Source organism: Pseudomonas sp. B21-040 (assembly GCF_024748695.1).
In the GTDB taxonomy this organism is placed as follows: Bacteria; Pseudomonadota; Gammaproteobacteria; order Pseudomonadales; family Pseudomonadaceae; genus Aquipseudomonas.
Genome location: NZ_CP087176.1, coordinates 1,595,961 through 1,608,927, shown reverse-complemented (window position 1 = coordinate 1,608,927; position 12,967 = coordinate 1,595,961). Strand labels below are relative to the sequence as shown.

Here is a 12,967-nt window from a genome sequence, read left to right as displayed (position 1 = left end):
CCAGTGTTTAAAAGACACCTCCAGACACTCTCTCAGGCTACACATCCTTGCGCCGCTGCCTACGACTGCGCCAGAATCCGCCGGCTTGTGCGCCTAAGGGCCGGGCTCTATTGTTTCCCGGTCGCTGACGAATCAGCGATCGGGTTTAGCGACCCGAACCTTTGTAGGCGCAACAGCGCTCCAAACACTCTTGCAGACAGTTCATGTTTGCGATTGTTGTCATGGCGGCTGTGCGCGGGAGATCTTTGGATCTGCCGGGCGCCTACACCCGGTTCGCTAACCTGCGTGCAGCCGCCACCCTCACTTGTTTAGCGACAAGTATTGGTGGCTCCATTTTCTGTAGGAGTTTCACCATGTTCAAAATCACACCCAACCCACCCGAAACCGACGACGTTTCCCCCTACGAATCCACCGATTCCAAAAAGCTCAACAACGCCGTCGACCGCGCCCTCGATTACTACCTCAAACCGGTCATTCCCAAAGACACGCCGCGCAAGCCCAGCACCATTTTCTTCATTGCTCCCGAGACCGATGACGAAACCTTGCTGGTCAACGCCTGTGAGTCATTGGCGTCCGCCAGCGTCATGCTGAGCGATTTCGCCGGGCAACTGAACGGTACACAGCGCCACACCCTGCTCGGCATTCAACACTCCGTGATGTTGGGTGAACTGGCAGTGAACCGGATGCTGGATAACGTCGACCCGCAAGGCTAACGAAGTCTCTGTACCGAACGGACAACAAAAAACCCGCCATTCCTTACCCAGGAATGGCGGGTTTTGTCGTTTCAGACGTCAGGTCACACGGTGTCCACCTTCAACGAATGGTCGTTGAGCATGCCGGTGATGATGGTCGCCGTGTCATGCCCCCCGGCCACCACACCGCCCGCCCCCGGCGTGACACCGTAGTGGCTGGCGAGGTCGACGCCCGCCAGGTCGATGGTCTGGTTCGGTGTGGCGCCGGCCATGGCGCTGACATCAATGCTGGTGATGACCGAGGCGCCGCTGCCGACCACTTTGAAATGCAGGTAGTCATCCAGCGAGGCCGTGGTGCTGTTTTCACCTTGCAACAGTTGCGACAAATCGAGTTTGTCGGTGCCTGGGGTGAAGTCGGTGACGACGTCGTGGCCGCTGTTGCCTTTGAGCCACTGGAAGGTGTCGGCCCCTGCCCCGCCCGTGAGGGTGTTGTTACCCAACCCGCCAATCATGAAGTCGTCACCACCGCCACCCTTGAGGATGTCGTCGCCCAACCCGCCGTTGATGACGTTGCTGTTGTTGTCACCCGTGAGGGCATCATTGAAATTGGAGCCGACCAGGTTTTCGATGCCGGTGAGGGTGTCAGTGCCAGCGCCTCCTGTGTTTTGCGGGGTGAGCAAGCTCAGGTCAACCGTGACCCCGGCAGTGGCGTGGGTGTAATTCACGGTGTCAATACCCGTGCCGCCGTCGAGCAGGTCATTGCCCGTGCCGCTGAACAGCAAGTCATTGCCAGCGCCGCCATGCAGTTCGTTGTTGCCGGTGCCAGCGGTGAGCACGTCGTTGCCGTCGCCAGCGTTGATGATGTTGTTGCCGGTGCCCGCCACCATGACGTCGTCGCCCGCGGTGCCGGTGAGGGTGTGGCCGTCCTGGTAGGTGATGGTCACGGCCGCGGTGTCGCTGCCGCCGTGGTTGTCGCTGGCGGTGTAGGTGCCGTGGGCGTCCGGTGTGCTGTCATGGGCGCCGGCGTAGTTGACGGACATGGTCAACTGGTAGTTTTCGTCTCCTTTGGCGTTGCCGCCACTGGTGTTTTCGATGTTGGTGATGTGGATCCGGTAGGTCCCATCCGCCGAGGCGGTGATCGTCTCTCCGTCCCCGATGCCGATGAAGGCGCCGCCATTGAGGGAGTACTCCATGGTGATGTGCCCGGCCGCCAGGTTGTGATCCAGATTGAGGGTTTCACCCGCTTTCAGCTTCACGGTGATGAGGTCTTCATCGTTGGCGTTGTTGCCAGTCACCTGCCCCAGATAACCGCTGACCACCAGCAATGCCGTCATCGCCGCAGTGTTGCCCGCAAAGGCATTGCGCACGTCGGCCAGGTTCTGGTTGGCCGCGGTGTCATTGGTGCCTTTGAAATTGATCGCGCCGGTGCCGGTGAAGTCCGCGCCCTTGGCCACCCAACCGGTAGCGAAGTTGGTGGGCGATGCGGTCAGCGGATCCTTGTCGGCATCGGTGTCGTTGGCCAGCAGCAACTCGCCCGGCACCACGATATTGCCCGACATCACGTTGGTGATGATGTGGTCATCGACGGCCACCGGTGCCGCGTTCGGAATGACTTTGACCGTCAGCGTGGAGCTGGCCAGGTCGCCGTCGTTGTCGCTGACGGTGAAGCCGATGTTTTCGGTGATCACCACCGACGTGAATTTTTGCGAGGTGTAGGTGTATTCACCGGTGTCGAGGTTAACCACCAGCGTGCCGCCATTGTTGGTGGCGATACTGATGCTGTTGTTCACCGTGTTGAACGTGCCGTGGTTGACGCCGCCACTGAAGGTCAGCGAACCCTGGTTGGTGTTGCCTTTAGGGTCGAAGGTGTACGTGGTGCCGTCAACCGTAAGGGTTTTGATGAAGCCGCCATCAGCGCCGAATGTGCCGCCCTCCAGCAGCGTACCGGTGACCGGCGCGCCGACCACTGTGCCCGAGAGCACCGAGTTGAGTTGGTTGAGGTCGGTTACCACCACCGCGTTGTTGTCGGTGTGGGTGCTGCCGTCATAGGCGATCGGGTTGAGGTTGGCGTTGCTCACGCCGCTGCCCAGGCCGATCGCATAGTTCTTGATGCCGTTGGCGTCGAGGAAGGCTTTCAACGTTGCCTCGTCCGACGCACCGATGTCCTGGCCGGTGGTCGGTTTGCCATCCGAGAAGAAGTACCCGACGTTCTGCGCACCGGTCAGTTTGCCGGACGTATTGAACGCTGTCTGAAGCATTGCCACGGCAGCATCGTAGTTGGTGCCACCGCCCGCGGACAGCCCGGCAAGCAGTGTCTTGGCGGTTGCCACGTCGACCCACACCGACGTCCTGTCAGAGGCGGTGCTGCTGAAGGTGACAAGCTGCACTTTCACATCGCCCAGGTCATCGTATTTGTCGAGCAAGGCGCTGATGGCCTGCTTGGCCAACTCCAGCCGCGACAGGCCCGGCACGCCGGAGTCGTCGGCCATACTGCCGGAGATGTCGAGCACGATCAGAATGTTGGAGTCGATCTCCACCGCTGCCACCGAGCGATCCGAGGCCACCGCTGTGGGCACGTCATCGACAATGTTGACGATGATGGTGCTGGTGACGCTGTTGCCCGCGGCATCGGTGGCTTTGTAGGTGAAGCTTTCACTCAGGGTGTTTGGCCCGTCATTGGCGTTCGGCGAGGTTTTGGGCGCCGAGGTGAGCGTATAGGTGTAAGTGCCGTTGGCGTTGAGCAGGATCTGCCCGTACGAGCCAGTGGCGCTGCCGACCAGGCTGTAGGTGAGCCCGCCGATGCCGCCGGTGACCGAACCGACCAGCGTACCGGCGGCGGTTTCCCCGGTGTTGCCCGGGTCGCTGCCGGTGACAGTGCCCGCCGCCAGGTCCTGACCGTCCTGGTTCAGGTCGAGGGCTTTTTCGTAGACCGTCACGTCCTGGTCAATCACCGCTTTGAGGCTCGTGTCGGTGATATTGATGGTGATGGTGGTGGTGCTTTCGTCGCCATCGGAATCGCGAATGGTGTAGGTGAACGTGTCGGTGGCACCTGCTTCACCCACTGAGTTCGGGTTGCTGTGGTACACGGCGTTACCGGCCGCATCCAGGGTCAGGTAGCCGTAGGTGCCATTGATATTGAGGCCCACTCCCCCGCTCGCCGGGGTCCCTGTGTTGCCGCCGGCCCGTACACCCACCACCGCCCCACCCACTGCGGCACCATCGGCGCCGAGGACATCGTTGCCCAGGACGCTGATGTTGACCGTTGAACCTTCGGCCGCGTTGGCGGTGTTCGGGGCAGCGGTAGGCAAGTCATCGACAATGTTGACGTTGATCTGACCCGACGCAGTGCTGCCGTCGCCGTCCGTGGCCACCACGTTGAAGTTCTCGGTGAGGCTATTGGCGCCGTTGGCGTTTGGATGTGCTTCGTTGTCGACCAGGGTGTAGCTGTAACTGACCACGCCTGTCGTCGGGTTGTAGCCAGTGATGGTCAGCGTGCTGCCCAACGGCGTGACGATCGATTGTGGGAAACCGGCGGCGACACCACCGACCACCACATGAATACCGCCGATATCGAGGGTTTGCAGACCATCGAGCGCGGTCACGGTGAAGGTACCGTTTTGAGTCAGCGCCGGAGTGTTCGGGTTGCTGCCGTCGCTGAGGTTTTTCTCGTAGACGGTGAGTTCGCCGCCGTAAACATCCAGCCCACTGATGGTCACCGGATCGTCGTTGTTGTGGATGTTCAACACCAGATTGGCGGTGCTGGTATCGCCGTCAGCATCGGTGATGGTGTAGGTGAAGGTTTCCGTGCCATTGCCATTGCCGTGCAGGGCTTTGAAGTCGGCATCGCTGGTGTTCAGGGTGTAGGTGTACGTGCCGTTGGCATTCAACACCAACGTGCCGTAAGTGCCGGTGAAGGTGCCGGCAGTGATCGGCCCGGCATTGGGGCCGGTGGTCACGCGGTCGGCGCCTTGGACGTCATTGGTCAGCACATTGCCGTTGAGGGTGAGCAAGATTTCCGAGGCAGTCCCGGCGTTGCTGTCATCCACGCCTTTTGGCAAATCGTCGACGATGTTGACGTCGAGGTTGGCATTGGCAGTGGTGCCGTTGTCGTCCACTACGGTCACGGCGAACTGCTCGGAGAGCGTGTTGGCGCCGTTAGCGGTTGGGTGCGCTTCGTTATCGACCAGGGTGTAACTGTAACTGACCACGCCAGTGGTGGCGTCGAACCCGGTGATGGTCAGCGTGCTGCCCAGCGGGGTGACGATCGATTGCGGGAAACCGGCGGCGACACCACCGACGACCACATGCAGACCGCCGATATCGAGCGTCTGCACGCCGTCGAGGGCGGTGATGGTAAAGGTACCGTTTTGAGTCAGCGCCGGAGTGTTCGGGTTGCTGCCGTCGCTGAGGTTTTTCTCGTAGACGGTGAGTTCGCCGCCGTAAACATCCAGCCCACTGATGGTCACCGGATCGTCGTTGTTGTGGATGTTCAACACCAGATTGGCGGTGCTGGTATCGCCGTCAGCATCGGTGATGGTGTAGGTGAAGGTTTCCGTGCCATTGCCATTGCCGTGCAGGGCTTTGAAGTCGGCATCGCTGGTGTTCAGGGTGTAGGTGTAGGTGCCGTTGGCATTCAGCACCAGGGTGCCGTAAGTCCCAGTGAAGGTGCCAGCAGTGATCGGGCCGGCGTTGGGGCCGGTCGGTACGCGGTCGGCGCCCTGCACGTCGTTGGTTAGCACATTGCCGTTGAGGGTGAGCAGGGTTTCCGAGGCAGTCCCGGCGTTGCTGTCGTTCACGCCTTTTGGCAGGTCATCGACGATATTGACGTCGAGGTTGGCATTGGCGGTGGTGCCGTTGTCATCCACTACGGTGACGGCAAATTGCTCGGAGAGCGTATTGGCGCCGTTGGCGGTTGGGTGCGCTTCGTTATCGACCAGGGTGTAGCTGTAACTGACCACGCCAGTGGTGGCGTCGAACCCGGTGATGGTCAGCGTGCTGCCCAGCGGCGTGACGATCGATTGCGGGAAGCCGGCCGCGACACCACCGACGACCACATGCAGACCGCCGATATCCAGCGTCTGTACACCGTCGAGCGCGGTGATGGTGAAGGTGCCGTTTTGGGTCAGTGCCGGGGTATTCGGGTTGCTGCCGTCACTGAGGTTTTTCTCGTAGACAGTGAGCTCGCCACCGTTGACGTTGAGGCCGTCAATCGTGACAGGGTCATCGTTGTTGTGGATTTGCAGCACCAGCGTCGCGGTGCTGGTGTCACCGTCCGAGTCGGTGATGGTGTAAGTGAAGTTCTCGGTGCCGTTGCCATTGCCGTGCAGCGCTTTGAAGTCGGCATCGCTGGTATTCAGGGTGTAGGTGTACGTGCCGTTGGCGTTCAACACCAACGTGCCGTAAGTGCCGGTGAAGGTGCCAGCAGTGATCGGGCCGGCGTTGGGGCCGGTCGGCACGCGGTCGGCGCCTTGGACATCGTTGGTCAGCACGTTGCCGTTGAGGGTGAGCAGGGTTTCCGAGGCAGTCCCGGCGTTGCTGTCGTTCACGCCTTTTGGTAAATCGTCGACGATGTTGACGTCGAGGTTGGCATTGGCGGTGGTGCCGTTGTCGTCCACTACGGTGACGGCGAATTGCTCGGACAGCGTGTTGGCGCCGTTAGCGGTTGGGTGCGCTTCGTTATCGACCAGGGTGTAGCTGTAACTCACCACGCCGGTGGTGGCATCGAACCCGGTGATGGTCAGCGTGCTGCCCAACGGGGTGACGATCGATTGTGGGAAGCCGGCCGCGACACCACCGACGACCACATGCAGACCGCCGATATCCAGCGTCTGTACACCGTCGAGCGCGGTGATGGTGAAGGTGCCGTTTTGGGTCAGTGCCGGGGTATTCGGGTTGCTGCCGTCACTGAGGTTTTTCTCGTAGACAGTGAGCTCGCCACCGTTGACGTTGAGGCCGTCAATCGTGACAGGGTCATCGTTGTTGTGGATTTGCAGCACCAGCGTCGCGGTGCTGGTGTCACCGTCCGAGTCGGTGATGGTGTAAGTGAAGTTCTCGGTGCCGTCGCCATTGCCGTGCAGGGCTTTGAAATCGGCATCGCTGGTGTTCAGGGTGTAGGTGTACGTGCCGTTGGCGTTCAGCACGAGGGTGCCGTAAGTGCCAGTGAAGGTGCCGGCAGTGATCGGGCCAGCGTTGGGGCCGGTCGGCACGCGGTCGGCGCCTTGGACATCGTTGGTCAACACGTTGCCGTTGAGGGTGAGCAAGGTTTCCGAGGCGGTGCCGGCGTTGCTGTCATCCACGCCTTTCGGCAGGTCATCGACGATATTGACGTCGAGGTTGGCGTTGGCAGTGGTGCCGTTGTCGTCCACTACGGTGACGGCGAATTGCTCGGACAGCGTATTGGCGCCGTTAGCGGTTGGGTGCGCTTCGTTATCGACCAGGGTGTAGCTGTAACTGACCACGCCGGTGGTGGCGTCGAACCCGGTGATGGTCAGCGTGCTGCCCAGCGGCGTGACGATCGATTGCGGGAAACCAGCGGCGACGCCACCGACGACCACATGCAGACCGCCAATATCGAGGGTTTGAACGCCGTCGAGGGCGGTGATGGTGAAGGTGCCGTTTTGAGTCAGCGCCGGAGTGTTCGGGTTGCTGCCGTCACTGAGGTTTTTTCGTAGACGGTGAGTTCGCCGCCGTAAACATCCAGCCCACTGATGGTCATCGGATCGTCGTTGTTGTGGATGTTCAGCACCAGATTGGCGGTACTGGTATCGCCGTCAGCATCGGTGATGGTGTAGGTGAAGGTCTCGGTGCCATTGCCATTGCCGTGCAGGGCTTTGAAATCGGCATCGCTGGTGTTCAGGGTGTAGGTGTACGTGCCGTTGGCATTCAGCACCAACGTGCCGTAAGTCCCAGTGAAGGTGCCGGCAGTGATCGGGCCAGCGTTGGGGCCGGTCGGCACGCGGTCGGCGCCCTGTACGTCATTGGTCAGCACGTTGCCGTTGAGCGTGAGCAGCGTTTCCGAGGCCGTGCCGGCGTTGCTGTCATCCACGCCTTTCGGCAGGTCATCGACGATGTTGACGTCGAGGTTGGCGTTGGCGGTGGTGCCGTTGTCATCGACCACGGTGACGGCGAACTGCTCGGACAGCGTATTGGCGCCGTTAGCGATTGGGTGCGCTTCGTTATCGACCAGGGTGTAGCTGTAACTGACCACGCCAGTGGTGGCGTCGAACCCGGTGATGGTCAGCGTGCTGCCCAGCGGCGTGACGATCGATTGCGGGAAACCAGCAGCCACGCCACCGACGACCACATGCAGACCGCCAATATCGAGGGTTTGAACGCCGTCGAGGGCGGTGATGGTGAAGGTGCCGTTTTGAGTCAGCGCCGGAGTGTTCGGGTTGCTGCCGTCGCTGAGGTTTTTCTCGTAGACGGTGAGCTCGCCGCCGTAAACATCCAGCCCACTGATGGTCACCGGATCGTCGTTGTTGTGGATGTTCAGCACCAGGTTGGCGGTACTGGTATCGCCGTCAGCATCGGTGATGGTGTAGGTGAAGGTTTCCGTGCCGTCGCCATTGCCGTGCAGGGCTTTGAAGTCGGCATCGCTGGTGTTCAGGGTGTAGGTGTACGTGCCGTTGGCATTCAGCACCAACGTGCCGTAAGTCCCAGTGAAGGTGCCGGCAGTGATCGGCCCGGCATTGGGGCCGGTGGTCACGCGGTCGGCGCCTTGGACGTCATTGGTCAGCACGTTGCCGTTAAGGGTGAGCAAGGTTTCCGAGGCAGTCCCGGCGTTGCTGTCATCCACGCCTTTCGGCAGGTCATCGACGATATTGACGTCGAGGTTGGCGTTGGCGGTGGTGCCGTTGTCATCGACCACGGTGACGGCGAACTGCTCGGACAGCGTATTGGCGCCGTTAGCGGTTGGGTGCGCTTCGTTATCGACCAGGGTGTAGCTGTAACTGACCACGCCAGTGGTGGCGTCGAACCCGGTGATGGTCAGCGTGCTGCCCAGCGGGGTGACGATCGATTGCGGGAAGCCGGCGGCGACACCACCGACCACCACATGCAGACCGCCGATATCCAGCGTCTGTACACCGTCGAGGGCGGTGATGGTGAAGGTGCCGTTTTGCGTCAGCGCCGGGGTATTCGGGTTGCTGCCGTCGCCAAGGTTTTTCTCGTAGACAGTGAGCTCGCCACCGTTGACGTTGAGGCCATCAATGGTCACCGGGTCATCATTGTTGTGGATTTGCAGCACCAGCGTCGCACTGCTGGTGTCGCCGTCCGAGTCGGTGATGATGTAGGTGAAATTCTCGGTGCCGTCGCCATTGCCGTGCAGGGCTTTGAAATCGGCATCGCTGGTGTTCAGGGTGTAGGTGTAGGTGCCGTTGGCATTCAGCACCAGGGTGCCGTAAGTCCCGACGAACGTGCCTGGGGTGATCGGGCCGGAATTTTCCCCCGTGATCACGCGGTCGGCGCCCTGTACATCGTTGGTCAGCACATTGCCGTTGAGGGTGAGCAGCGTTTCCGAGGCAGTGTCGGCGTTGCTGTCGTCGACGCCTTGAGGCAGGTCATCGACGATGTTGATGTCGAGGTTGGCGTTGGCAGTGGTGCCGTTGTCGTCCACTACAGTGACAGCGAATTGCTCGGACAGGGTATCGGGGCTGTTGGCGGTTGGATGCGCCAAGTTGTCCACCAGGGTGTAGCTGTAACTCACCACGCCGGTGGCGGCGTCGAACCCGGTGATGGTCAGCGTACTGCCCAACGGCGTGACGATTGATTGTGGGAAACCGGCAGCCACGCCACCGACGACCACATGCAGACCGCCGATATCGAGGGTTTGAACGCCATCGAGGGCGGTGATGGTGAAGGTGCCGTTTTGCGTCAGCGCCGAGGCGTCCGGGCTGCTGCCGTCGCTGAGGCTTTTCTCGAAAACGGTCAGCTCGGCGCCTTCGATATTGAGGCCGTCAATCGTGACCGGGTCATCGTTGTTGTGGATTTGCAGCACCAGGTTGGCGGTGCTGGTGTCGCCGTCCGCATCCGTCAGCGTGTAGGTGAAGGTTTCCGAGCCGCTGCCACCGCCATGCAACGCTTTGAAATCGGCACCGCTGGTGTCGAGGGTGTAGGTGTACGTGCCGTTTGCGTTGAGCACCAGGGTGCCGTAGGTCCCGGTGAAGGTGCCGCCAATTACCGGGCCGCTGTCAGGGCCGGTGGAAATGCGGTCCGCGCCCTGAGTGTCGTTTGGCAGGACGCTGCCGGTCAGGGTCAGCAAGGTTTCCGACGCAGTGTCGGCGTTGCCGTCATCGACCGCCTTGGGTACGTCGTCAGTGATGTTGATGTCCAGCGTGCCAGTGGCGGTGTCACCGTTGCTATCGCCGGCCACCACAGTGAACTGTTCGCTGAGGTTGTTGGCGCCATCGCCGGCCGAATGGGTGTCGTTGCCGTTGAGGGTGTAGCTGTAACTCACCACGCCCGTGAGCGAGTTGTAACCGGTGATGGTCAGGGTATTGCCCAGTTGAGTGGTGATCGACTGCGGAAAACCGGCGGCCACCCCGCCACTGATCACATTGATGCCGCCGATGCTCAGGCTGTTCAACCCGTCCGGTGCCGACACGCTGAACGTTCCGTTCTGAGTCAGCGCGCCCGGATTGCTCGCAGAACCGTCAGCCAGGTTGGCTTCGCTGACGGTCAGTTCGCCGCCCGTCACCGACAGGCCGTTGAGCGTGACCGGGTTGTTGACCGGGATTAGCGGAGGTACCTCGACGGTCGGAGTTAGCGGTGGCGCCACGACGGCCGGGGTGCCGTCGGCGTTCTGGATATCGGCGTTGTGCCGTTCTTCCGGGAATTCGGGAATGCTGCCAAACCCAGCCGTCGGGAAGCCAATGGTCGGGTCAACCCGCCCGCCCACTTCTTCGAGCATGACAAAACTGTGGCCGCCGCCCAAAGCACCGCCGGCCGCCCCGGTCGAACCACCTGGCCCGGCCGCCGTGGCTTCACCGGTCTGGGTCGGGTCAGCGCCGGCCGCGATGGCTTTTTGCAGTTGCTCGACATCGGTCAGTTGCGCTTCGCTCGGCGTCACCGCCTCAGAGGTGCCGACGTGCGGCGACTCATTGGCGAGGAGCTGCGGGGTCATTTGCAGGCTGCTGTCACGCCCGAGGGTCAGTTCCTGGCCATTTTTCAGATGAACGGCCACTGCGCCTTCGGCTCCGGTAACCAGTTGCTCGCCGGCGAACAATCGATCGCCCTCGACCAACGCACGCCGGGTGCCATCGCTCGCAACCGCGAACACCTGACCAATGACTTTACTGACGATACCGATGAGCGTAGCCATGTGCATTTCCTCCGCTGCCAACAGCTGTCGTCGGCATCCTGTTTGTCAGCGAAGAATGTGCTCATGGTTAAAAGCAGGTGGCTGCGCGGCTCGCCTGCAGGGAGGGTTTACCGGAGTAAACCGCCGCCCTGGCGATGAACTCGCCCAGCGTGTCGATCAACGGCAATGTTTGCGACTGTGGGATAAACCCTATGCAATCAATGGCTTCAGGGCCCATTAGTGTCGCGATTTGCCTGATGAACGATGCGTAACAGTCCTGATCCAGTCGAGTGACAAAAAACCGTCACTCCCTACCGTTACGCCTCCCTCCCCTTCAGCACTTCCCCGCCCCATGTCGATAAGTGGATGGAACTTTTGTTAAAACCCCTGCAAGCTCCCTAAAGCTCATAATTCAAGGGCTTTCGTATTGAACAATGTGCTGGATTTTGCTGACGGCATAAGTTTTTTTTGGCATAAGGATTATGAAAAATATTTCTTAGCTACGCTCTAGAATGTTCTTAGCTCTGTTGTTACAAGGGTGAAACGGTTTTACCTATAAATGCCGTCAAATAATTGGCGACTAATAAGCACCATCAGGAATTCAGGGAGATGCACCCATGCGCGTTTTAACCCCCCTCTGCAGCGCGGTTTTGCTGGCCATGGCCTGCACTTCCAGCGCTCAAGCCATGTCGTTGACCGAGGCTATCCAGAGCACTATCGCGACCCACCCGGAACTGGCCTCGCGAGTGGACGCGCGCCTGTCCGCGGATGAGCAGGTGAAAGTTGCCAAAGGGGGCTTTTATCCATCAGTTGATCTGAACGCCGCCTACGGGCGCGGGTACAGCGACAACACCAACACCCGGGCATTCGGCAATCACCACACTGAAACCCTCAATTACACCCAGTCGGAACTGCGCCTGCGGCAAATGCTGTTCGACGGTTTCAACACCTCGAACGAAGTAGCGCGCACCAAAGACGTGGCCAACTCCCGCGCTTATTACGCGCAAGGCACCGCTCAGGACCTGGCGCTGCGCACCATCGAGGTTTACCTTGAAGTCCTCAAGCGCCGTGAACTGGTGACCCTGGCCACGAACAACCTGCAAGCCCACTTGCGCGTCAACGACCAGATTGGCCTTCGCACCCAACGTGGCGTCGGCAGCAACGCTGACTCCGATCAATCCGGCGCCCGTCGCGCACTGGCACAAAACAACCTCGACACCGCCGAAGTCGATCTGGCGGACGCCGAGTCGAACTTCTACGCCGTTGTAGGGCGCATCCCCGATGAGCTCGAAACACCGCCATCGATCCGCGGCGAAGTACCCACCGCCCTGCCGGAAGCCCAGCAGAGCATGGTGGAGAACAACCCGTACCTGAAATCCGCCCAGGCGGACGTGCAATCGGCCGAGAGCCAGTACGAAGTCGCCAAATCGCCGTTCTACCCACGCTTCGACGCCGAAGCCGCGGTGGGCGCGAACAACAACGTGCAAGGCGATGAAGGCCATGACAACGAGTGGCGTGTGGGTGTAGTGATGAACTACAACCTGTTCCGAGGCGGCAGCGACAAGGCGCGCCTGGCTTCCGATGCGCACCAGATCAACCAGGCAATGGACATCCGCAACAACGCCCTGCGCCAACTCAACGAGAACATTCACCTGGCCTGGAACGCCATGGTCAATGCGAAGAAACAAACCCCGACCGCCCGCGAGTACGCCGAAACCAGTAAACGCGTGCGCATTGCGTATCAGGATCAGTTCGGCCTCGGTCAACGGACACTGCTCGACTTGCTCGACAGTGAAAACGAGCTCTACAACGCCAACCGCCGCTACACCGAAGTGCGCTATACCGAGGAGTTCTCGATGTACCGCGTACTGGCTAACATGGGCCAGCTACTGAGCAAGCAACGGGTGGTATTGCCCGCCGATGCGATCGCCTCCACCGAAGTGAAGAACGAAGCCCGTTTGCCTGAATTGAAGTAGCT

At 60.7% G+C, this 12,967-nt stretch carries 4 protein-coding genes; 2 read left to right on the top strand and 2 right to left on the bottom strand.

Annotated features, from left to right (window positions below; all coding sequences use genetic code 11):
• The first annotated feature begins 353 nt into the window (after nucleotides 1-353).
• A complete protein-coding gene (locus LOY55_RS07250) occupies nucleotides 354-713 on the top strand; it encodes a DUF6124 family protein (protein ID WP_109786364.1) in 360 nt (119 codons plus the stop codon).
• A gap of 83 nt (nucleotides 714-796) precedes the next feature.
• On the opposite strand, the gene LOY55_RS31135 is transcribed toward LOY55_RS07250, so the two are convergent.
• Nucleotides 797-7,246, bottom strand: a complete 6,450-nt coding sequence (locus tag LOY55_RS31135; RefSeq protein ID WP_408980976.1) for an Ig-like domain-containing protein — start codon at nucleotides 7,244-7,246, stop codon at nucleotides 797-799.
• A 68-nt stretch (nucleotides 7,247-7,314) separates the two neighbouring features.
• Nucleotides 7,315-11,010, bottom strand: coding sequence for a retention module-containing protein (locus LOY55_RS31130; RefSeq protein WP_408980975.1), 3,696 nt, complete (start codon nucleotides 11,008-11,010; stop codon nucleotides 7,315-7,317).
• A 596-nt stretch (nucleotides 11,011-11,606) separates the two neighbouring features.
• Here LOY55_RS31130 and LOY55_RS07240 point away from each other — a divergent pair.
• Nucleotides 11,607-12,965, top strand: coding sequence for a TolC family outer membrane protein (locus tag LOY55_RS07240; RefSeq protein WP_223522448.1), 1,359 nt, complete (start codon nucleotides 11,607-11,609; stop codon nucleotides 12,963-12,965).
• Nucleotides 12,966-12,967 lie beyond the last annotated feature (2 nt).